The 20,847-nt window shown below is 61.3% G+C and carries 21 protein-coding genes and 4 pseudogenes; all 25 read right to left on the reverse strand.

All coding sequences use genetic code 11. The features are described from left to right. Window positions 1–55: 55 nt before the first annotated feature. Window positions 56–520, reverse strand: coding sequence for a ThiF family adenylyltransferase (locus QN219_RS30330; RefSeq protein ID WP_284004183.1), 465 nt, complete (start codon window positions 518–520; stop codon window positions 56–58). A 33-nt stretch (window positions 521–553) separates the two neighbouring features. Continuing rightward, window positions 554–658, reverse strand: a pseudogene (locus QN219_RS34355) (shikimate dehydrogenase); the annotation flags it as partial. A gap of 179 nt (window positions 659–837) precedes the next feature. After that, a complete protein-coding gene (locus tag QN219_RS30335; protein ID WP_284004135.1) occupies window positions 838–1,680 on the reverse strand; it encodes a sugar phosphate isomerase/epimerase family protein in 843 nt (280 codons plus the stop codon). Window positions 1,681–1,700: 20 nt separating this feature from the next. Continuing rightward, window positions 1,701–2,531 carry an IclR family transcriptional regulator gene (locus QN219_RS30340; RefSeq protein ID WP_284004136.1) on the reverse strand — a complete coding sequence of 277 codons (831 nt, stop codon included), beginning with the start codon at window positions 2,529–2,531 and terminating at the stop codon, window positions 1,701–1,703. A 98-nt stretch (window positions 2,532–2,629) separates the two neighbouring features. Next, window positions 2,630–3,482 (reverse strand): annotated as a pseudogene (locus QN219_RS30345) (electron transfer flavoprotein subunit alpha/FixB family protein). A 92-nt stretch (window positions 3,483–3,574) separates the two neighbouring features. Continuing rightward, window positions 3,575–3,943: pseudogene (locus QN219_RS30350) on the reverse strand (electron transfer flavoprotein subunit beta/FixA family protein); the annotation flags it as partial. 22 nt (window positions 3,944–3,965) lie between these two features. Next, entirely contained in the window at window positions 3,966–5,597 is a 1,632-nt protein-coding gene (locus QN219_RS30355) for a N,N-dimethylformamidase beta subunit family domain-containing protein (protein ID WP_284004137.1), read from the reverse strand. A gap of 600 nt (window positions 5,598–6,197) precedes the next feature. After that, window positions 6,198–6,642: pseudogene (locus tag QN219_RS30360) on the reverse strand (acetyl-CoA C-acetyltransferase); the annotation flags it as partial. Then, entirely contained in the window at window positions 6,599–6,781 is a 183-nt protein-coding gene (locus tag QN219_RS34360) for a hypothetical protein (protein WP_405052291.1), read from the reverse strand. The pseudogene QN219_RS30360 and the gene QN219_RS34360, both read right to left, overlap by 44 nt. A gap of 566 nt (window positions 6,782–7,347) precedes the next feature. Then, on the reverse strand, window positions 7,348–7,776 hold the full coding sequence (locus QN219_RS30365) for a CopG family transcriptional regulator (RefSeq protein ID WP_284004139.1): 429 nt from the start codon (window positions 7,774–7,776) through the stop codon (window positions 7,348–7,350). Between the two features lies 1 nt (window position 7,777). Beyond that, window positions 7,778–9,796 carry a conjugal transfer protein TraG gene (locus QN219_RS30370; RefSeq protein WP_284004184.1) on the reverse strand — a complete coding sequence of 673 codons (2,019 nt, stop codon included), beginning with the start codon at window positions 9,794–9,796 and terminating at the stop codon, window positions 7,778–7,780. A 131-nt stretch (window positions 9,797–9,927) separates the two neighbouring features. Further along, window positions 9,928–11,670, reverse strand: a complete 1,743-nt coding sequence (locus QN219_RS30375) for a VirD2 family relaxase/mobilization nuclease (RefSeq protein WP_284004141.1) — start codon at window positions 11,668–11,670, stop codon at window positions 9,928–9,930. Beyond that, window positions 11,667–12,137, reverse strand: coding sequence for a hypothetical protein (locus QN219_RS30380; RefSeq protein ID WP_284004142.1), 471 nt, complete (start codon window positions 12,135–12,137; stop codon window positions 11,667–11,669). Before QN219_RS30380 ends, QN219_RS30375 begins: the two co-directional genes overlap by 4 nt. Window positions 12,138–12,226: 89 nt before the next feature. Further along, window positions 12,227–13,306 carry an IS110 family transposase gene (locus QN219_RS30385; protein ID WP_284004143.1) on the reverse strand — a complete coding sequence of 360 codons (1,080 nt, stop codon included), beginning with the start codon at window positions 13,304–13,306 and terminating at the stop codon, window positions 12,227–12,229. Window positions 13,307–13,483: 177 nt separating this feature from the next. Continuing rightward, a complete protein-coding gene (locus tag QN219_RS30390) occupies window positions 13,484–14,341 on the reverse strand; it encodes a lytic transglycosylase domain-containing protein (RefSeq protein WP_284004144.1) in 858 nt (285 codons plus the stop codon). A gap of 150 nt (window positions 14,342–14,491) precedes the next feature. Then, the gene (locus QN219_RS30395) at window positions 14,492–14,818 is read right to left on the reverse strand and encodes a DUF736 domain-containing protein (RefSeq protein WP_284004145.1); all 327 of its coding nucleotides are present in this window, start codon (window positions 14,816–14,818) and stop codon (window positions 14,492–14,494) included. Further along, on the reverse strand, window positions 14,815–15,366 hold the full coding sequence (locus tag QN219_RS30400; protein ID WP_284004146.1) for a S26 family signal peptidase: 552 nt from the start codon (window positions 15,364–15,366) through the stop codon (window positions 14,815–14,817). Before QN219_RS30400 ends, QN219_RS30395 begins: the two co-directional genes overlap by 4 nt. Beyond that, window positions 15,363–15,881, reverse strand: coding sequence for a DUF2840 domain-containing protein (locus tag QN219_RS30405; RefSeq protein WP_284004147.1), 519 nt, complete (start codon window positions 15,879–15,881; stop codon window positions 15,363–15,365). The genes QN219_RS30400 and QN219_RS30405 overlap by 4 nt, the downstream gene beginning before the upstream one ends. 301 nt (window positions 15,882–16,182) lie before the next feature. Then, window positions 16,183–17,043: a replication initiator protein A gene (locus tag QN219_RS30410; RefSeq protein WP_284004148.1), complete on the reverse strand. Its 861-nt coding sequence runs from the start codon at window positions 17,041–17,043 to the stop codon at window positions 16,183–16,185. A gap of 17 nt (window positions 17,044–17,060) precedes the next feature. After that, window positions 17,061–17,324: a helix-turn-helix domain-containing protein gene (locus QN219_RS30415; protein WP_284004149.1), complete on the reverse strand. Its 264-nt coding sequence runs from the start codon at window positions 17,322–17,324 to the stop codon at window positions 17,061–17,063. Between the two features lie 166 nt (window positions 17,325–17,490). Next, on the reverse strand, window positions 17,491–18,036 hold the full coding sequence (locus QN219_RS30420) for a DUF2285 domain-containing protein (protein ID WP_405052292.1): 546 nt from the start codon (window positions 18,034–18,036) through the stop codon (window positions 17,491–17,493). A gap of 31 nt (window positions 18,037–18,067) precedes the next feature. After that, on the reverse strand, window positions 18,068–18,280 hold the full coding sequence (locus QN219_RS30430) for a transcriptional regulator domain-containing protein (protein ID WP_284004151.1): 213 nt from the start codon (window positions 18,278–18,280) through the stop codon (window positions 18,068–18,070). 154 nt (window positions 18,281–18,434) lie between these two features. Beyond that, window positions 18,435–18,698: a DNA -binding domain-containing protein gene (locus QN219_RS30435; RefSeq protein WP_284004152.1), complete on the reverse strand. Its 264-nt coding sequence runs from the start codon at window positions 18,696–18,698 to the stop codon at window positions 18,435–18,437. A 152-nt stretch (window positions 18,699–18,850) separates the two neighbouring features. Next, window positions 18,851–19,063 carry a helix-turn-helix transcriptional regulator gene (locus tag QN219_RS30440; RefSeq protein ID WP_284004153.1) on the reverse strand — a complete coding sequence of 71 codons (213 nt, stop codon included), beginning with the start codon at window positions 19,061–19,063 and terminating at the stop codon, window positions 18,851–18,853. A 273-nt stretch (window positions 19,064–19,336) separates the two neighbouring features. Continuing rightward, window positions 19,337–20,518, reverse strand: coding sequence for a DUF932 domain-containing protein (locus tag QN219_RS30445; protein ID WP_284004156.1), 1,182 nt, complete (start codon window positions 20,516–20,518; stop codon window positions 19,337–19,339). Window positions 20,519–20,847 lie beyond the last annotated feature (329 nt).

Here is a 20,847-nt window from a genome sequence, read left to right on the forward strand (position 1 = left end):
AGCGGCCGCTCATGATCGCGTGAAATACCTGCTCACGATCAGATGAAATGAGCGCTCACCATCGCGTGAAATGGCTGCTCACAATCAGCGAAATGCGCAAAGCTTGACACCTCGCCTGAATGAACTGACAACAATCATCGCCTGCAGACCCCACTAAACAGGGGGCGAGATCATCCCGGAAACCGGGGGCGCAATCATCTCGGAACAAAGGGGCGGCTTCATCGGAATCGGCAGGCGAAGCATTGATGACTACGTCGTAGTCCCAACCTTCCGAAACGTCGGCCGCTCTCGCGCATTCTCTTCCTCGAACGGCGTTGAACCTCTCAAGCGTAAAAGCAAGCGAGGACCGTATGGGATCGATGATATCGAGCTGACCGACACCTTCCGCTGCAAGGGCAAACGCGATGGCACGGCCAGCGCCGCCTGCCCCCACCATGAGCACCCGGGCATCGCGCAAACGGCTCTTCGCTTCGCCCAAGCCGTCGACAAAGCCCTGCCCGTCGAAAAGCGCTCCGTGCATGCGCCCGTCAGCGCCGCGTTGGACCGCGTTGACTGCGCCAGCCGCCTTTGCTGTGGCGGTCAAAGTTGCACAGCGTGCGCACGCGGCTACTTTGTGCGGGACCGTCACACCAATGCCAGCGAGATTGGACACCGCGGAAAATGCATTCCATGCACCATCGAATGTTCAGCCGTGACATGAAGGGCACCGCGTAAAGGTTGGCGCCGGCTGCTGCAAAGATTGGATTGATGAGGCGCGGCGTCTGCACATGCGCGATGGGATCGCCAAAAACCGCATATACGCGCGAGCGGCAGTCGAGATTGGGTATGTGTTTCATTCTAATTGCTCCGGAAGATCCGCTGACAACGGCTGAGTGCGATATCCAGGACTTCAGCGGGATCGCGCGCCCACCAATCGGTCGAGAAGAGTTCCACTTCGACAGGGCCTTCGAACCCTGCCCGGCGCATCATCCGGTCGATGGAAGCGAGATCGATGATCCCATCACCCATCATGCCTCTGTCGGTAAGAAGGTGTCTTGTCGGGACGAGCCAGTCGTTGACATGAAAGCCTAAGAGCCGGCCAGCTTGGCCAGCACGGAGGATCTCCGCTTCCAGCCGTTCATCCCACCAGACGTGATAGACGTCCACGACGACTCCGATGCCTGAGCCGAGCGCTTCGCAAAGATTATTTGCGTGGGAAAGACTAGCAATCACGGTACGATCGCCGACAAGCATTGGGTGGAGGGGCTCGATCGCGAGCTTGATCCCCACGGGCCTTGCCATCTCAAGCAATTGGGCAATCCTGTCTTCAGCACGTTTTCGAGCGGCGCCAAGATCGTGCTCCGTCTCTGCTAGGCCGCCGGTAAACAGGAAGACGTGGTCAGCGCCAAACCTTGCTGCGCGCTCGAGTTCAAAGGGCGCCCGGGCCAAACCTTCGTCGGTGAAAGGACCAATCCGGTTGTAGCCTGATACGGCGATGCCATGCGTCCGAAGCGCAGCAAGCGCCGTGGCCTCACCGACCCTTTCAATCTCATCCCCCCAAATGGAAACAGTCTCGATGCCTCGTTCGGCGCATAGACGCACGAAAGTAGGCATATCAGCACGATCTCGTACTGTGGCATGATTGATGACAATAGATCTACGAACGCTTTTACTCACGGACATGCCGACCATGACCTTCATCTGTCAGCGGTGGTCACTTATCAGCCGGAGATCATCGACGGCACACGCTCTCTGGGTCGCGCTGCGTCGCGTTGACGGCTGCGGAGTGGCCAGATCTCGCTGAGCTCAGCGGCCGCACGATGAAGTGCGCTCGCCAGCTCTTCCCACCGGTCCGGCGTTATTCGAACTAGCGGTCCGGCCACCGAAATGGTTCCAGCGACTGCGGCACTGCTGTCGGCGCTCGCGCGAAAAGGAACAGCGATTGCCGCGGTGCCGGCTTCGGCCTCCTCCACCGAAGTTGCAAATCCTTGGCGCCGGGTCTCCGCAAGCCGAACGCGCAGTTCATCGATGTTGCGCGCGCTGTTCGGCCCGAGCTTCCGACCACCGCCGAACCCCCGCGAATACGCGATTGAAAGTGCTTGTTCCTCCGGTAAAGTCGCAAGCCAAGCCTTACCGTTCGCCGTCGCGTGCAAAATTATCTCCTGCCCCATGTCGGGATCATACTTCAGACCGTGGGCGGCACCTTGCGCCCGCGCGACCCAAACGAGATCCTGACCTTCAAGTATGGCCAGCCGGCAATACTCCCGAGTTTGTAACGCCAACCGATCCAGGATAGACTGCACAACGTCCGGAACGTTTCGTGCATCGAGATTGCGAAACGCCAGCGTGCTCATCCGCAAGGACAAAGCATACTTCTGGCTCGCAGTTTCCTGTACCACCCAACCATGACCAGCCAGAGTGGCAAGCAGCCGGTGCACCGCACTTGCCGGCATATCAAGTCGATCGGCCAGTTCTGAAAGTTCAACTGCCTCACTCTCTCCAGCCAGGATTTCTAACAATGATAGGCATCTCGATACCGCCGCAACTGTCATCTAACATTCTCCGCTGTACCCAATAATCTTTCCAAAACGGAATTAATTTCCAATACCATTTTGAACGAACCAAATCCATGGCTGTCGACGGCAGCCCGTTAAACCACAGCTACTGTTGCAAGCTGCTGTTGGAGGTGCGGAAGAACCTCGAACAGATCGGCCGCGAGACCGTAGTCGGCTACTTGAAAGATCGGGGCATCCAGATCCTTGTTGATCGCGACGATCACTTTTGAGTCCTTCATTCCGGCCAGATGCTGAATTGCTCCGGAAATTCCGACCGCAATATAAAGATCAGGCGCGACAACTTTTCCGGTTTGGCCAACCTGCCAGTCATTAGGAGCGTAGCCGGCATCAACCGCTGCTCGAGGCGCACCGATAGCCGCGCCCAATTGATCGGCTACCGGCGCCAACAATTGGGTGAAGTTCTCGGCACTCCCGAGTGAACGCCCACCCGAAATAATGATCCGCGCCGTTGTCAATTTCGGGTCGGCTACTCTCAGCAATCTCTTGGCGCACGAACCGAGAATTGCGTCAGTTGTCTGGACCGTCTGGATCGCATTGCCGGCATATATGGGTCGTTCGAAAATGTCTGGAGAGACGACCTTAATCACGTCTGAGACCTGCATCACATCCAGTCGTGCCGCAATGCGAGGCATGAGGCTTTTTCGCGGGGGCGGTCGCAGGCGCGACGAAGGCATTGTAAGACGCAGAAAGCGAAAGGACGAGTTCCGCCATCGGCTCCGCAAGCTGATGCTCATAAAGCGGATGGTCGGCGAGCAGGACCTTTTCCACGCCAATGAGCTGCGCGGCTGCTTCGGCCGCCGGCCGGGCATGCAGACCAGCAATCAGGATGTGCACAGGCGCCCCAAGTGCGGTGACCGCGGAAAGGGCCCGATGCGAGCTCTCCTTGAGCTCAGCATTCTCGTGCTCGGCGATAAGCAGCGCAGTCACGTTTCTTGTTCTCCTAAAGCAAACCGGGCTCGGCCCGCAGCAGTGCAATCAACTCGCTGACTGATCCAACTTTGATGCCGCTGTTGCGGGTGGCCGGCGTCTACCTCTCGCGTAACATTGGCCATTCCATTATCGACGAGGAGTTCCGAGGCAAAGGTGGCTTGAGGCCAGTCAAGCAAGCCTGCAAGCATCTGACCAGTTTGACTGCAGTCGTCATCGACGGCTTGTTCGCCCATGAGAACAAGATCTGGAGCTTCTTTCGCCACCAGGCGAGCGAGAAGTTTAGCTACGGATAGGGGTTCGACAAACTCAGCGGTCTTAACATGAATTCCGCGATCGACACCCATTGCAAGTGCTGCGCGGATCGTATCGGCGGACTCTCCAGGACTAATGGAGACAGCGATGACCTCTGCGGCCATCCCCCTCTCCTTCAGTCGCACGGCCTCCTCCACAGCGATCTCCAACTCCGTTGGGGCTAACCTTTTAGCCGCGAATAAACCGATCAAGTACATTGCGCGTCACAATTTCGGTGCCAAGTTCGCGCGCGGCAAGGCCCGCAACCCAATCAGTTACACCAGTGTTGAAAACCTCTCCCGCACCTCTGGTGAAATGCACGATCATGCCGGTACCGCGGGCCGCCCGCTCGAGGTTTTCTGGAGAATTGTTTCCATATCGCAAAATAGCCATGCCATCCACATCATCGTCGCTCGCAGGGGCCATTGCCAATATCTGCAGGTTCGCGGGTGCGCCATCGCTGAACGTTGGGACCGGCAGACCGTCCTTCACGATGTTGTCGAGACCATCAACCTCGTAGCCGAAAATGCGGGCACTCGCGCCAAGTACATCGCCATAGTAAAAGTTACCCCCTTGGAATGCCCAATGATCCGGGCGGTAAATGGTAAAACCTCCCGAACCGCGTGGAGCGTGTACCCCATAATTGGCGTAGACACCTCCCCAGGCAGCGCTGAGACCAAACGTAGCAGCGCCTGACCAGTTGACCAAGGAATCTTCCCATTCCACTGTAGCTCGTCGCTGATTTTCAGTCCCCACAACAGGGTCAAGATCCCGAGCAAGCGACTTGTAACACACTTGGCGTGTGCCTCCGCCCTCAATACGAATCTGCCAAGCAAAGTTTCCGCCAAAGCGGGCCACCCTGCCACCAGCTTCCACGTAGCGGTCGATCGCCTCACGCATCTCCCAAGACCAATATTCATCGTGTCCGACGATCACGACGCAGCGATACGGCGTCAAAATATCCGGATCGTTGTGCAAGTCTGTCTGGGTCGCAAAATCAAAGCGATATCCTTCGCGCTCAGCCCAGAGTGCAAAATGCCGCTCATAGTTCGCCCACCCAGCATTCGCATAATAGCGTGTGTAGCCATTCAAAGCAGCGAACTCCTCCTGGGGATAGCGCGGCGCTGCACCAGGTTCAAGCGACCACGCGTTACCCTTCATTGGCGCGCCCGGAGACAGCGACATGAAACCACGTGCCCATGGACGATGGATGGATAGTATAGGCGCGATCGGCAAACCTCGCGGCTCATTGTGGGCAAGATAGTGGCATGATCCGCCCCAATCATTATAGGCTGCCCACGTGCTCGTCGCCAACACGAACAGGATCGGAGCCTTCTCGCCAGGGGAAGCGGCAAGCACGGTAAAGCCATGCTCCTGCTCTTGAATATTGCCCTTTGCGTCGGTGCCGCGCGCGATCATGAGATAAAAACCGCTCGGAGCGTCCAACGGCACAGTCAAGCGCGCCGCAACTGGCCAATTACAGCCCTGCGCAGCAAAATCATCAGGCACGGCGGTAAAGGGCGCACTGATCTTCTGAATAGTCGCCAGCGGCTTGGAGGTGCCGTCATCGCGGCGTATTTCGAGAGAGAAGTTCTGGGTATTCGTGCTTGCATGCACAATTACTTCATCACCTGGCCGATAAGACAGCCGGTCCGTGTAGCAAAAGAGCTGTAGGCGATCAGGGTCATTAACTAGCGTCTCGTATGCGTGAATCCGTCTTGCGTCGAAGCCTTGGGGACGCCGGACGAATTCGCTCCGAGGCTGGGCAACTGCCCGGCCCGGGCTATTTGATTTTTCCTTTTTTGCCTCATTCTCGACCATTGAATCTCCAGACCGGTACGTAGTTATCGAAACGCGTTATTAATGACTGGCGAGGCCGGAGGGGCTCGCACCTATTAGATAGTGATCATGCGCGATCAACAGCTGGAGCAAAAGGTCCACTTTTTGCATCGAAGAGGGCCAATTCTCGCTTCAACCGACCGTTTAATTGTGAGCCTCGAAAAACCCCCGTCAGGTCGGGTAATTGATCTCGTACCAGGCCCAGCAGCATGTATTTGAACGCCCTGCATTCTTGAGCACACTTCGCGTCGGCTGCTTGACGCTGCGATGCAGGTCGGCGCCCTTTGCCTTTGGGATTTGAGCGCGCGGGCGTAGTACTTCTCCGAGGCATCAGATGATGGTGATTGACATTGTCCCTTCGATTACCAACGGTACGGCGTGCCCGGTCACCGAATATGCTCAAGCGACGAGGCCGGAACCCGTAAAACATGCCAGAATTGCGCCTCGAAGTTGGCTCCAGAAGGTTTTGGCAGCGCATTGGACGACGCGGTCGTTTTACGCGTGCAACCCGTGTCCTAAACGAGCAATCGAGTGCGAATCAGGGAGACTTATAGTCGGCGCCGGTCAGGACAGTCGCCTCCCTCACATCGCTTCCACGCACATCGCAACGCCCATGCCGCCGCCGATGCCCAGGGTGGCAAACCCCTTCTTCTAGCCTCGGCGCTTCATCTCGAACAGCAGCGTGTTGAGCACGCGGGCACCGGAAGCGCCGATCGGATGGCCGATGGCTATCGCGCCGCGCTTGACGTTGACGATCGACGGATCCCAGCCGAGGTGTTTGTTGACCGCGCAGGCCTGGGGAAGGCCTCGTTCGCCTCGACGAGTTCGACGTCGCCGATCGCCCAGCCGGCTTTCGCCAACGCCTTGCGCGAAGCCGGGATCGGGCCGGTGCTCATGACCTGCGGATCGACGCCGGCCGTTGCCCAGAAAACGATAGGGGCGAGCGGCTGGATGCCGCGCTTGGAGGCCTGCGCTTGGCGCCGTCATTGAGTCCGGAGGCGTTGCCGGCGGTGACCGTGCCTTCCTCCGGCCTGCAGGCCCTGTCCGAGGATCACCTCGTCCACCTCGCCCGCTTCGACGCCTGCGCGCTCGAGCACGCCCTTGATCACGGCGGCGCCGAGCTCATGCGCCGGCGTGTTGGCGAGCACCGTTGAAGGAGCCGACACGGCGACCTCGTCAAATTCTCGGACATCTCGGTTCTCGACAAGGAAAGCTATTTCCTGATCAGCAAGGCGGCCCGGCGCAAGGCAGTGGCTGCCTTCTGCGATTGGTTCCAACAGGGCCGAGATCGTATTGAGCTGATTCCAGAGCTGACGAGCCGGCGACGGCGTCGCTTGATGGGGATATGCCAAGCCCGACCAACCGTCGATCAAGCTGCAGTTTCGCGTCGCGCTGTCGCTGGGCGACTAGCACGTGCCGCGCGTCGGAGCCTCAGCTTTCCGGGAGGGCCTGCATCGCGAATATCTCTGCTTCCGTCCATTGTCCCTTGGCAAGAAAACGTACGTCGATGAGCCAGCGCACGCAAGCCTAGTCCGGGAACGCGAGATGACGTTCCTTAAACTCTCTCGACCGCGCGCGTGATCAGTCAAACAGGCTACAGGTTGGCGTGCGCGCGAACTAGAATGAAGATATCGAGTTCGAAGAAGACTGCTGTCCGGTAACTATACTCAACGGGCATAATGTACGCCGATCCGCGCGCCACCTCCGTGTAATACGCAGTCAAGGACAACGCTTAGCCCTTTCGATCAGACTCTTCCAATATCTCCTGTTGAAGCTTTTGACCTTGGGTTATACGCCTGCCAAGAGCGGTGATAAATCGATCATATCGTTCTCCGCCCTTAACTCTAGCCTCAACCTGCACTGCCTCTGGCAATGAAACTGTCGAGTTAAGCCAGAATCGAATGAAAAGCGCGAGCGCTTCGCTCGTGATTTCCAGGTCCCTCTCCAATCGCTGGACGTATCGTTCAATTCGATCCAGGCGCTTGACGATAGCCGCTTCCTTTCGCTCATCGGCATCCGGCGAGAGGAAGGACGCGATGGCAGCTTCCGCGATCAGCGAGGCCGACTGCTGCCGCCGATCGGCGAAGTCGGCAAGTCGGCGTTTAAGCTCCGGCTCAAGATACACAGACAGGCGCTGCTTCTTTTCGGGAGTCACAGCCATCTCAAAGTTCCACGCCGTCATTCGGATCCATGGAGGCTTGGCGTGCGACTTGGCGCATACGGCGCGCGAGCGTCCGCGTGGAGACAGCCTCCCGCTCGGGCTCGTCGCCATCCAGATCAAACTCGTTAACTGATGACGTTGCCGGTTCAGGTGCTATGTCTTTATGGGCCTCCAGCCCGGGCTCTCGACGGAGCCCCGCATTCGCCTCATCGTCGCTTCCGTTTCCGCGACCGGGCTGAACTGCTTCCGCACCAGCGGCACCATCGTCAGTCAGCGGTTTACCTGCCAACGGGACCAGATCGGACCAGTCGTCCCTGGCCAGCGGGTTCTCTGTGCCCTCGCCGCTTGTGGGTGCGGACATGACCCGCTCCGTCAACCGCGCATCCTCGTAGTATCGTGCCTTCCTCGTTCGTATCGGCGGAATGCCGGCCATCATGACGATCTCGTCGTCCGGCGGAAGCTGCATCACTTCGCCGGGGGTGAGCAGCGGCCGCGCCGTCTCGGAGCGGGAGACCATCAGATGCGAGAGCCAGGGCGCCAGCCGATGGCCGGCATAGTTTTGCATCGCCCGCATCTCGGTCGCCGTGCCGAGCGAGTCCGACACGCGCTTGGCGGTGCGCTCGTCATTGGTGGCGAAGCTTACCCGCACATGGCAATTGTCGAGGACCGAATTATTCGGACCATAGGCCTTTTCGATCTGATTGAGGCTCTGGGCTATGAGGAACGCCTTGATGCCGTAGCCGGCCATGAAGGCGAGCGCGCTTTCGAAGAAGTCGAGGCGGCCGAGCGCCGGGAATTCGTCGAGCATCATCAGCATGCGGTGCCGGCGCTCACGAGCGTGGAGATCTTCCGTCAGCCGACGGCCGATCTGGTTGAGGACGAGACGGACCAGCGGCTTGGTTCGTGAGATGTCGGAGGGCGGCACGACCAGATAAAGCGTTGCCGGTTGCTCCCCTCCGACGATATCGGCAATCCGCCAGTCGCAGCGCCGGGTGACCGTGGCGACGACCGGATCGCGATAGAGCCCCAGGAACGACATCGCCGTCGACAGAACACCCGAGCGTTCATTGTCGGACTTGTTGAGCAGCTCCCGGGCCGCGCTGGCGATGACCGGATGCGGCCCTTTCGGCCCGAGATGCGGAGTCGTCATCATCGCCGCCAAGGTGGACTCGATCGGCCGGCGCGGATCGGAAAGAAACGCCGCGACACCGGCGAGCGTCTTGTCTTTCTCCGCATCGAGTACAGGCAGGATCGCGCCGACGAGAAGCGAGTGGGAGGTGTGCTCCCAATGGTTCCTCTTCTCAAGAGAACCTTCGGGGTCGACCAGGACGTCGGCGACGTTCTGGACATCCCGCACCTCCCATTCGCCTCGTCTAACTTCCAGCAACGGATTGTAGGCTGCCGAGTTTGGATTGGTCGGATCGAAGAGCAGGACGCGCCCATGCCGCGCTCGGAAGCCGGCAGTGAGCTCCCAGTTCTCGCCCTTGATGTCATGGACGATGGCCGAACCCGGCCAGGTGAGCAGTGTCGGCACGACAAGCCCGACGCCCTTACCCGACCGGGTCGGGGCAAAGCAGAGAACGTGTTCGGCGCCGTCATGACGGAGATAGGCGTCATCATAGCGCCCAAGCACGACACCGTCGTCGCCGAGGAGGCCTGCCTTCTCGATCTCCTCGCGTTCGGCCCAGCGGGCCGAGCCATAGGTATGAACGTCCTTGGCCTCGCGCGCCCGCCAGATCGACATGGCGATGGCGGCGGCAATCGCGATCAGCCCTCCGGACGCGGCAATCGCGCCGCCTTCAACAAAGAGTTGCGGCGCATAGGCATCATAGAAATACCACCACCAGAAGAGCGCCGGCGGCGGGTAGATCGGCAGGCTTGCCAGCTCGAACCAGGGCTCTCCAAGCTGCGGCTGGAAGCCGAGCCGCCACGCCGTCCATTGTGTGGCCAACCAGACCATGGTGAACACGATCAGGAGGACAACGAGGATCTGGCTCCAGAGGACGCGCGTGGCCGGCAAGTCGGTGGTTTCCCTTACGAGGATGAAGCGGGCGGACAGTGGAAGGCAATTGCGCAGCGTGTTGCAACGCGCGCGCAAGCGAGCATCGCAGGCCGGCGAAGCGCATCGCAAAAATACTTGGTGCTTGCGGTTCAAAGACCGAGGCCGCGTTTGCCCCCAAAGCTCCAGTCGACGCTGTCGTCGGCGCGGGCTACACCGGAGACGTATTGGCCCTGGTGCTTCTCCATAGACGGGGTCCAGGGAACGAGCTTGAAGCCGAGACCGTTGTCGACCATGGCGAAGCGACCGGAGGCGAGCGCAAAACGCTGGCGATAGGTGCCGGCGACATAGTCTCCCTGCCCCGCCTGTTGGAACGGCAGGTTCAATTCGTGCGAGAGCTTGTCACCGAGCACATCGAGCTCTCGCCGGCGTAAGGTGCTGAGGAGGTTGCGGGCGTAGATAACCCTGCCTGCCTCTCGCCGGGCAAGCCCTTCTTCGATGAGATGCTCGGTCCGCGCCTCCATCGCTTGGCCGACCTCGAGTCCGAAACCGCCGCCGAGATTATGCGCGCTCCCGCCGATCAATTGGCGATCGAGCCAGGTCGCACCATCAGCCTTGATCTGTGCGTCAAGCGTTAGATCGGAACGGACGGCAAGCGCCGCCCTGTTCTCACCCTTTGCGTCCTGGAACAGACGCAGCTCGACGATCGATCCGGGCACGCTATCGCCGGTCGCCTCCAGGTCGGGAAAGCGGATGTGATGGATGCGGCCGTCGATGCCATCGACCACGGCATAGGCCGTGCCGTTCAGTTCGTCATCATGACCCCGATCGACCAGCCGGCCGATGATCGGCGAAGCATGCCGCTCGCCGGCGAGCACGTAATCTGCCGGCCCGCGCTCAATCCCCTGTTCCGATAGCGCCCGGTGCATCCGCTTGATGATGTCACCGCGGGTCCCGAGTTCCCGCAAGATGCTTTCGGCCTCCTCGGCAAGGGCCCATTGCCCGCCGCCGATGCTATGGGCGAGGCCAAGCCGCTCCAGGTATCGAAGGCGTCCGACCTTCTGGACCAGATAGGCATCCGGCTGCCGGTCGGGCGATGGCGCCACATTGATGATACCGTTCGGCCGGGCGTCGGTCAAAAGCTGGCGATCGAGCGCGGTCCAGCGGTCCGCCTCGACCTGGCGCTCCAGCGAGCGGCTGATGTCGAGCTCGGTTCGGGGGCCCAGTTCCTGCGTCACGAGATCCTGGGCACGGTCGCGCAAACCGGAGCGGATATAGTCGCGGTCGATGACGAGGTCCTGGCCGTCGTCGGTGCGCCCGCGCAGGATGACATGAACGTGAGGATTGTCGGTGTTCCAGTGATCGACGCCGCTCCAGTCGAGCCTCGTTCCGAGATCTTTCTCCGCTTGGCCCATAAGTTCGCGCGTGAAGCGCTTTAGATCCTCCATGTCGACCGCATCTTCCGGCGAGACGATGAAGCGGAAATGATGCCGGTCCTCCTTGCAACGATCGGCAAAGTCATTCGCATCGACATTGTCGCTCTCGGGCCCGAACAGCCGCGCCTTTTCGCCGTCGCGGGTGACACCGTCGCGGCGGAGATAATCGAGGTGCCGCGAGAGAGGCGCGCGCTGTCCCCTGTTGCGCACGACACGCGCCTTGACGGTGCAAAGCCGCGTGCGGCTGGTGATCAGCCGGTTGGCGCGGACGCTTGCGACACGGCCACGCGCGAAACTCGGGCTCCGGCCTTTGCCCCTGCTGATCTTGCCGGATCGAGACACACGCCCGCCTGCCTTTGCGATCGCCGCGAGCGCCTGGGCGATGAAGGGCCTCGCCCTCTGGCTCCTAGAGGAACGGATGCGCCCGGGCCGGACACGGAAATCATCGTCCTTGTTCATCGCGAAATCCGGCGCGAGGTGCCAATTTCGTTGAAAGGCAACGAGAATTCAGAGGCGTACACATCGCGTCTTGTGCGGACGATGTGCGCAGATGGCCAGAAAACCCAATCAAAACAACCGACCGTCCAAGCCGCGATGTGCGGCCTTTTATCTTGCCGTCCTAATCGGTTGTGCTTTGGATGAACTGTCGAGCATCGTCGTTTCTCCTTGTCGATACTGTAAAATACACTGGTCTTCGCCACAATACGCTGCTCCCACCTGGTTTCGAGTTCCGGTGCGCCGTGCAGTCCTCCGCACTCGGCGATGGCGGTTTCGGGCCGCGGCACGGCGGCGCTTTTGCCATCGCGGTGCATTTTTCCATCGGATTCACGGGGCAGCATCACAGGCAATCCAACGCGGTCCGGCCGTCTTTCGATCGGCGCGGCCGCAGGCAAGATAACGTGCGTCCCGTCGTTCCTGGTCTGCACCAGTCCTCATCCGCCAGAGCGGAGCTCCCGTGTTCAGATCGCGTCCGTTGTCCTGCGGACGCTTTGCGTTTCGGCTGTCGTTACTCTGCTCATCGATGCGCGCCGAGAAGCTTGCGGCGCTTCAGATGCGCCTGCGCGGCGGCATCGCTGGCGCTCGCCATCGGGTCGCCGACATAGACCGTGCCGTCGCACCACATCGCATGCATGATCACCGCCAGCTTGCGCGCCACCGCGACCGTCGCCTTGCGATGGCAGCCGCGCTTGGCCAGCGCCTGGCCCCATGTCTTGAGCTTGTCCTTGCCCCGGAAGCGCGTCATCAGCGCCGAGGCCGCCTCGTACAAGGCACGCCGGACATCCGCGTCGCCGGCCTTCGAGATCCGCCCCTGAACGTCGATCGAGGTGCCCGACTGCCATCGTCGCGACGTCAGGCCGAAATAGGCCGCGACGTCACGCGAGCGGCGAAACCGCGACGGATCGTCGATCGCCGTCATGAACGAGAGCGCCGTCACCGGCCCGACGCCCGGAATCGCCAGGAAGCGCCGGCAAAGTTCGCTGCGGGCGACGATCTTCACCACCAGATCGTGCAGGCGGCAATACTCCTTCCACAGCGCCGCCCGCGCCGTCAGCATCGCCTCCATCAGTTCGCTGGTCAGCGCATCGTCCGCCACCGCGGCGCGCACGGCGGTGTCGAACGCGCCGCGCGAGGTGCTGCCGAGCTTGATGCCGAACGCCTTCAGCGAATGGCGGATGGCGTTCTCCAGATCGAGGAACTTGCGCTTCAGGTTGCGCCGGTGCGTCAGCAACAGCCGCATCCGGTAGCAGCTTTCCGTCTTGATATGCGCCTGCCGGAACCAGCCGGTGCGCATGATGTGGGCGATGCCGAGTGCGTCGGTCTTGTTGCGCTGCGCCGACATCGCCGCGCGCACGTGCTGGGTCTCCAGGCACACCGCCGGCAGGCCGAGTTTCTTGAGCTCCGGATGCAGCCACGGCGACAGCGAGCCGGCCTCGTGGCCGACGCGCCGCAGCCGCGGCAGAAAGGGTTTGAGGAGCGCCAACAACGCCTGCGGATCGGTCACCGCCACCGCCCGCAGATGCACCTCGCCCGCATCATCAACGACACAGACCGCCGTCTCGTCCATCGCCACGTCCAGTCCGCAAAAATACTCCATCAGCCGCCTCCTGCGTCGTTTCGAGGCGGCGACCATACCACCGCTCGGAGCCTCGGTCGGCGCCGCGGGCACGCCCTGCCGATTACGGGCGGCAATACCCGGTTGCCTCTGCCGCTTCCCCGCCTCCACCCGCTGCCGCTACTAGCCGGTTCGCCATAGCACCAAGGGCCACACTTCTCATGGCTGCCCCTTCTCATCGGCTATGCGCCGGACGAATATGCCGTCGGACACCGGAGCGAGAGCCGAGAGATCGATGATCGCGGTTCTGTTCCCCGACCGTTTCGACGGCCTGTCCGCCGAGGCATATTCTGCTTGATCCGCATCGGCGCGCTGCCTGAAGAACAGCGGCGCATCCGCCCAGTCAGTGCGCCGGGAACGGGCGGCAATCTGCATTACCTGAACTGCTTGCTCATCGATCATCGGCGCTATGCTGGCCACGTAATCGGCCGTCTCTCGGGGCAGCGGAGCGCCCGTCACGAGGTGTTTTTCGTAGCGACCGGGGCCGGCGTTGTAGGCAGCGAGAAAGCCCGGCGAGCCGTAGAGATCGTGCAGTTCGGCGAGATAGGCAGCGCCCGCAAGAATGTTGTCGCGCGGGTCGAAGGCGTCGTCGCCGAGGTGATGACGCGCGCGCAATTCCGCCCAGGTTGCCGGCATGATCTGCATCAGGCCCATCGCACCTTTGGGCGAGATCGCGGCCGGATTGCTCCTGCTTTCGGCATGCATGACGGCGCGTATCCAGCGCTCTGGAATGGCGAAGCGTTTGGCGGCTTCGGCGACGAAACCGGGATCGGGATCGGACGACACGGTGACGGATGCGCGGCTCGCGAACCGGTCGCTCGATGGCGGATCGGCTGAAGCGACGCAGGGCAGTGCGACGAGCATTGCGAGTGCGATCGGCAGCGTCCTGACCGCTGGGATGACAGCGCAAGCAACACCGTCCCGAACAGCAGCGAGCCTGCCATCGTGCTCACTGCGGTCAAGGGCAAGGCTCCGCCGCCGGCCCAGATTTTCCGGACGGGCAGCGCTGGAAGGCATGCCTGCCTCCCGGAAAATCGGCCGCCGCCCTTGACCTTCGCTGCGCGCGACGGCTGTGGGATAAGCGATCGGGTCGAGGGGATTGATCGGCGCATAATCGATCAACGGGATTGGCCTGGAAGAGCCACGGGAACGTTGTGCACGCATGGCTCAGCTCTGTTCGTCGCGCCGGACTTTTCGCGTCCAGTGAAGGTTCCAGACATCCTTTTTGGTGTCCGACTCGAACATCCGGGCGCGGATCGGTTCGACGAAGGACGGATCGTCGATTGCGACCGAAAGGTAGCTGCCGGCGCGCTCGCCTGTGCGGTCCCAAGCCGCGCCGACTTCCTGACCGGCGGCAAAGACGCGGTGGTTCGGTGCATTCTCGGCGTCCGTCTCGTCGGCCGGCAGGATTGCCACTTCGATGTCGAGGGTGAGCGTGCGGATGCGACCGAAGAAGCCGTGATCCTTGCGCGTGAAGGTACCAATCTGGCTCATGGAGATTTCCTTTGTTGGGTTGGGGAGGTGGAAGTTGGTGGCTCGTCATCGGTCCACAGGGGAACGGCGCGTCCTATCACGGTGGACAGCGGAAGTGCCCCGAAGTACCGGCCGTCGAGACTGTCGGGCACGTCCCAATTCATGAAGAAGGCTTGGCTCTTTTTGATCGTGATGCAGCCCTGCCAGACGGGCAGCGGGCGACCACGGCTGTCGCGCTCGAGCGCCTCGCCATAGACCATGTCGTAGGCGATGATCGCCTTGCCGGTGCGGCAGACTTTCGTGCCTGCAATCGCCAATACGCGCTTGAGGAGCGGCACGCCCTTCGGCAGATAGCCGCGCTGATCGAGGAAGACCGCAAGCTCGTGGGGCGGCCACACCACGGCAAGATCGGTGACATTCAGTTGGTCGACCGGCTCTATGCGGTAGAGCCCGATTGGTGCGCTCGCGGAAGCATTCCAAATGAGCTTCATTTGCGGATGGAAGAAGATCAGCCCCGCGGTGAAGAGAGCCGAAACATAGGTCGCGCTACACCAGGCGAAGCGCGTCATCGCCCCTCTCCTTCGTCACCGGGATCACCAATCGCCGCCCGCTTCAGCCAGGCGCGATGCTGCTCGCGCGAATAGGTGTGGAAGGGTTCGTTGACGCTGAGGCGGTGATGAAGATGCCGCCAATGGTCGGGCGAGACATCCGTGGGCTTGATGCCGAGCGCCTCGATCGCCTCGATGGCGAAGAGCACGGTTTCGACCTTCGGCCAGCCGTGGAGCCTGAGCAGGATTTCGCCGCCGGGGCGGACGAAGGGCAGCGTCTGATAACTCTCGCCGGCGCGGACGGCGCGGACGATGTCGATGCGCGAGATCACCGTCCCGTAATCGTTGGCCGCCCAGCGGACGAAGGCGAAGAGGCTGCCGGGCGCAAAGCCGACGATGCGTTTTTCGCGGCCGATCCGCTGCTCGGCGGTGATTTCGCCAAAGCGGATCCAGTGCTCGATCTTGCCTTTGCGCCAGGTGAGTTCCACGACGGTCGCATCGGCGGGAAAGCTGTCCGGTCTCTCAAGCGTGCTCATGGCCCAACTCCCCATGAACGGACGTGTCGGCTCTTCGTCCGACCAGCCCGCCGTAGGGTGGCGGCGAACGGGCCTTCCACAGCAGCGATTTTGCGGGGTTGCGTTAGGCAGAATCCGAAGGATTCTGTGTTAGGTAAGTTAGAAGGGGCCAAATTTGACCTGATCAGCCAATGGGTTACGGCCCGTTTGCGTTCCCGATAGCACGGGGATCGCGTCCCGGATAGCACGGGCTTTAGCGTTCCCGATAGCACGGGCCCATCCACAGCTTGTCCACTGCTGGCGAGATTGGAAGAGCGGACAGTCATGGCGCCACCCGTCGCTCGCGCTTGAAAGCGGCTCTCTGCGGCGGCGCCGGACGAAATGTCAGCCGCTCTCGCCCGTCCGGGTCGAACGAAAGTGCCAACCGGTAGCCGACCAATGGCTGTCGGGCGACAATCGCCCTCACCTCGAAGCGGAAGCGACGGAAGGGTGAGAGGCTGCCGGACTTGAGATGCAAATGCTCGAGATCGAAGCTCCAGCCCCAGGTCTGGCGGCCGCCATGCTTGCGCACGAGGCGATAGAGCCAGCGCTCCAGGCCGCCGGTCAAATCAAAATAGGCGTCGTCGATCGTCAGGATCAGTGCATTGTCGAGAACACCGGCATAGAACCAGTCCGGCAGGATCATCTCGATGCCCAGTGGCCTTCCCTTGTCGTCCAGCCGCTCCTTCCATTCGGCAATCCACGAGAAGCGATGACGGCGCCGTTCCGACGGCTGGCGGATCGAGGTGACGACGGTGGTCGATTGCAGCCGGTCGAGCGCCGCCTTCAGCCGCTCATAGCTGCGGGCGGAGTCGTCGCGATTGATGAAGGTGAGGATTTCGTAAGGGGTCGCCGACATGAAGCGGGAGGTGCGCAAGCCCTTGTCCCGCGCCTCGACGATCTGCGAAGCCGCCCATATCAGGATGTCCGCATCCCAGATGGTCGCCATGCCATGTTCGGCGGTCGCCTCGACCCGGATGGAAATGTCTCCCATCCTGAAATCGATCGGTCGGACACGGCGGGATTTGGCGAGCGAGAAGAACGGCCAGGACATCAGGTCCTGTGCATCTCTTGCCGCGATATCCCCGCCCCTCGCCTGGAAGAGTTCGAGCTGCTGGCCCTGGTAAGTCCGATGCGTCGTCATGGGAGAAACCGCGACCGTCATCGCGCCGTGCCGGCGGCGGGAATGAGGGCCGGTGTCGGCCGCACTTTAGCGGCTTGAGACGTCGAATGCCGTGCAGCCGCTTCGATCCAGGCTTCGAGATCGGCGACCGAATAGACGACGCGGCCGCCAAGCTTGCGATAGATCGGGCCGGTGCCCTCGCAGCGGTGCTTTTCCAACGTGCGTGGAGAAAGATCGAGCAGTCGCGCGGCTTCGGGGGTGCGCACGAAACGCGGCCAATCGGGATCGGTTTTCTGTGGCATCTTGGGCCTCCGTCACAACCGCCACGGAATTGGCGGATCGGTTGCGAGGATGGCGAAGGTCAAAGGGCAAGGCGGAGTGACAGAATTGCCGGCCTCCTGCGAATGTCCCCCCGGGTGGGGACATAGGGATGGCCGGCGTAATGCTGTCGGCTTTGAAGGAATTGGATTATTCGGAATCTGGCCTGAGCAGGCGGCGATAGCCGCCCTTGATCAAGTCGCGAGCAGCTTTGAGCAAGCGATGGAGCCTACGACGCTCCGGGGTGTTCTTCCAGTCGATGGAGCGCATCGTCTTGAGGCGCGGATTCAGAAGGACGCTCGCCACCTGCTGACGGGATGCGCCTTCGGTGACCCCATCCCAGGCGCGCAGCATCAGGCTGAAACGATGGATGCGATAGGGAGAAAAGCGCTGCCAGCGCGGCGGTGGACCAGATGCCTGGCTCGAGAGCCAGCGATGCCATCGCTGCAGGCTTTGGAGGCGTTCGGGGAGATGGGCGTCGAGCGGGATGAGAACAGCCGCTTTGAGCGGCGCCGTGCCACCTGGAAACCATAGCCTATGCAGATCATCCGCATCCCGGATGTGGACATGGAAACCGTTGCTATGGATGGCATTCTCAGCCGGCAGGGCGTCGGGCTCGAGGAAAAGGCAATCTTCGAAGTCCGCAGGTGCCGGCGTTATGACAAGCGTCGCCGGAAAATGTTGGGGCAGCCAGATGGGATGGGATTTGGTGGCTGGTCGGTAAGGATCAGCTGGGAAACGTGAGACCCCACTGCCGGGTCAGGCCCTCCCTCGCCGCAATTACTGTGTCAGGATCCTTGGAGCTCTGGTCCATTACCGAGTTGTAGTGAGATCGATATTCGTCATCGCGTCTCAGGAACTCGAAGCTGACCCCGCCCCGATCGAGACGGCCGAGGTCCTCTTCGAACTTCGGCGAGCGCCAGTCCTCTAATGGTTCCATCGGCAAGTCCCTTTCCGGATGCGAACATGAGAGAGGCGGTCATGTATTCATCGCTCCGGGGCTGGGACAACCCCCGATTTTGGAATGGACGCCTTCGCAATTCACTTATTGCGAGTGCGCGCATGATGGCAGCAACGTGGCGTAAAGGACGGCCCTACTGCATGGGCGGTTCGAGCAGATGGCGATAGCCGACCTTCGTCATCCAGCGGGCGCGGGCAAGATGGGTGTCGTGGATACGCTTTGCTCGTTCAGGATCGGCCCCCGGATCAATGCCGAAGATGATCTGGACCGCCTCGCGCCAGTCAGCGCCTTCCGCGTCGGCGTCGAGCAGCCGCAAATAGGTTGCGAAGTGAGCTTCATCGTAATCGTTCACCCTGTCCGTCAACGGCGGGCCATCGTCCCGCAAGGGCTTGCTCATCGATCACTCCTCACTTTACAAGCGCCGGTTCCCCTTGAGCCGTAACCCGCCGGCGGCCCAAGAGTTTCACAAGGATTAGTTTCCAGCAAGACTGCAAAAGGATTATGTCGGCGGCTGGCACGCTGCCGAATCGCACAACCGAACAGGCGGCCTCAAAGGTCATCGCGCAGCAGTTCGACCGGGTCGACCCCGAGAGCGACAGCGAGCTTTTCGAGCATATCGATCGACGCCGCGAATTCTTCGCGTTCCAGCATGCCGACATAGTTGCGATTGACATGAGCACGATGGGCAAGCTCTTCCTGCGACAGGGATTTCTCCTGTCGTACACGGCGCAAGTTCCTGGCGACTCTCTCCCTCAGGCTCATGCGGGAGAAGTCACCGGATACCTAATATACTACCACCCAATATATTAGGTATTCGTCTCAGTAGCCAGTCGTTTGTCAGAGAATTTGCGGCGTGAATCCGCGAGCCGGGCGTAAGCCCGGCGAGCGCGCGCACGAAACCGGCATAGCGCTATGCCGCAAATAGGGGTTCACGGCACGCGCACAATACGGCAGGTTCCAGCGCGTCGACTTGACGCGCGGCGGGCCAGCGGACCGGAAGCGAAATCCTCCCTCGCTTCCGGTCCGTTGTTTTGATCAAGCCCGCTCAAGCAGGTTCTTTGCCTTCGCCTCGAGATCGAGCCGCGCATCCTGATGCGATTTGGTTCGGGCATGCGCCGTCATCCCCTGCACGAAGTCGAACACGCTTTCCGGTGAGCGTCCTTCCTCCTGCAAGACGACATCGATGATCTTTCCGGTCTCGGCCTTGCTGAAGCCGCGTTTGCGCAGGAACGCCTGCCGGTCCTCGTCGGTGTGGGCTACGATCCGTTCCCGCGCCGCCTTGATGCCGGCGACGAACGGCGCGGGGGACGAATTGGCAAACGAGAGCAAGGCGGGTGCTGCCTCATGCGCGAACCGCTGCGCCGCAAACTTCGAGTGCCTGATGGTGATCTCCTCGAAATTTTCGCAGCCCCAAAGATTGCGGTTCATGCACACGGCGCGGAGGTAAAAGCTCGCGATGCCGAGCGTCTTGCTGCCGACTTCGCTGTTCCACGCATAGAAGCCGCGGAAATACAAATCCGGCTCTCCGTTCGGCAGCCGTCCGGCTTCGATTGGATGCGTATCGTCGACCAAAAACAGGAAGACGTCGCGGTCGCTGGCATAAAGCGTCGTCGTGTCTTTCGTCACGTCCACAAATGGGTTGTGGGTCATGGTCGCCCAATCGAGCACGCCCGGCACCTTCCACATCGTATCGCCGACGCCATCGCCGGCAATCTTCATCACGGCGCTGACAAGTTCATGATCCCAGATGCGGCCGTAGTCGGGACCGGTCACGGCGCGCAACTCAACGCGACCGTCTTCCGCTTCGAGTGTCTTGATGAGTTCCGCTCGGTGGGACAGCAAGCCGTGCTGCAGATTGATGCCCGCCAATGGCGCGGGAAGCTGGCGCATATAGGTTGCCGGTGCGCCAACGAGGCTGCAAAGCTGGCCAAAACTCCAATGCGTCGGGGCGATGGGTTCTTCCTGTCCGGGAACGAGAAGCGCAAGCCGCTCGGCATTGTCGCGGCTCGCCTCAACCCGTACGGCGCGGCTTTCCACGGTGCGGGCGGTAGCGCGATCCGCCCTCGCCTTCACGGCGTCGTAAAGCTCCGTCAGCGAAAGATACCGCTCGTCATCCGGCCGCGAAAACCATTCCGACGAAACCCGACCGATCCGCTCGCCGCGCGAGATGTCAACGCGGAAACCCTGCTCGACCTGCTGATTGTTCATGATGTTCATATCCTTGCTCCTTTTCCCTTAGATGCCGGAGGCATGTCCCTCGACATGCTTCCCGGGGGCGCGCGAGCGCGCGGGGATGGAGGGGGCAAATGCCGGCGAGCATGGCCGGGCTGCCAGCGTGAGCGGGACCAGATGGAGACGTTGAAAAGCGATGGCCGTGGTCAGTCCTGCGAACCGGCGGACCTGCCATGCGCAGGCGGCGTTTGCGGGGAGCAAGGGGGAAAGTCTCCCTTGGCTCCCCAATTTAGTTCATGCATGTGCTGGAGATGAGACCGACTCCGCCATCAGATTGCAAGGCCGCACAACTGGGCTCAAACGTGCGTTTTCCT

Origin of the sequence: Sinorhizobium sp. 8-89, assembly GCF_030124325.1 — a bacterium.
GTDB lineage: Bacteria > Pseudomonadota > Alphaproteobacteria > Rhizobiales > Rhizobiaceae > Sinorhizobium.

Bases quoted from the DNA above. Each gene is read 5' to 3' on its own strand.
- QN219_RS30330 (WP_284004183.1), bottom strand. From the start codon at position 520: ATGCACGGAGCGCTTTTCGACGGGCAGGGCTTTGTCGACGGCTTGGGC.
- QN219_RS30335 (WP_284004135.1), bottom strand. From the start codon at position 1,680: ATGAAGGTCATGGTCGGCATGTCCGTGAGTAAAAGCGTTCGTAGATCT.
- QN219_RS30340 (WP_284004136.1), bottom strand. From the start codon at position 2,531: ATGACAGTTGCGGCGGTATCGAGATGCCTATCATTGTTAGAAATCCTG.
- QN219_RS30355 (WP_284004137.1), bottom strand. From the start codon at position 5,597: ATGGTCGAGAATGAGGCAAAAAAGGAAAAATCAAATAGCCCGGGCCGG.
- QN219_RS30365 (WP_284004139.1), bottom strand. From the start codon at position 7,776: ATGGCTGTGACTCCCGAAAAGAAGCAGCGCCTGTCTGTGTATCTTGAG.
- QN219_RS30375 (WP_284004141.1), bottom strand. From the start codon at position 11,670: ATGAACAAGGACGATGATTTCCGTGTCCGGCCCGGGCGCATCCGTTCC.
- QN219_RS30385 (WP_284004143.1), bottom strand. From the start codon at position 13,306: ATGGAGTATTTTTGCGGACTGGACGTGGCGATGGACGAGACGGCGGTC.
- QN219_RS30390 (WP_284004144.1), bottom strand. From the start codon at position 14,341: ATGCCTTCCAGCGCTGCCCGTCCGGAAAATCTGGGCCGGCGGCGGAGC.
- QN219_RS30395 (WP_284004145.1), bottom strand. From the start codon at position 14,818: ATGAGCCAGATTGGTACCTTCACGCGCAAGGATCACGGCTTCTTCGGT.
- QN219_RS30400 (WP_284004146.1), bottom strand. From the start codon at position 15,366: ATGACGCGCTTCGCCTGGTGTAGCGCGACCTATGTTTCGGCTCTCTTC.
- QN219_RS30405 (WP_284004147.1), bottom strand. From the start codon at position 15,881: ATGAGCACGCTTGAGAGACCGGACAGCTTTCCCGCCGATGCGACCGTC.
- QN219_RS30410 (WP_284004148.1), bottom strand. From the start codon at position 17,043: ATGACGACGCATCGGACTTACCAGGGCCAGCAGCTCGAACTCTTCCAG.
- QN219_RS30415 (WP_284004149.1), bottom strand. From the start codon at position 17,324: ATGCCACAGAAAACCGATCCCGATTGGCCGCGTTTCGTGCGCACCCCC.
- QN219_RS30430 (WP_284004151.1), bottom strand. From the start codon at position 18,280: ATGGAACCATTAGAGGACTGGCGCTCGCCGAAGTTCGAAGAGGACCTC.
- QN219_RS30435 (WP_284004152.1), bottom strand. From the start codon at position 18,698: ATGAGCAAGCCCTTGCGGGACGATGGCCCGCCGTTGACGGACAGGGTG.
- QN219_RS30440 (WP_284004153.1), bottom strand. From the start codon at position 19,063: ATGAGCCTGAGGGAGAGAGTCGCCAGGAACTTGCGCCGTGTACGACAG.
- QN219_RS30445 (WP_284004156.1), bottom strand. From the start codon at position 20,518: ATGAACATCATGAACAATCAGCAGGTCGAGCAGGGTTTCCGCGTTGAC.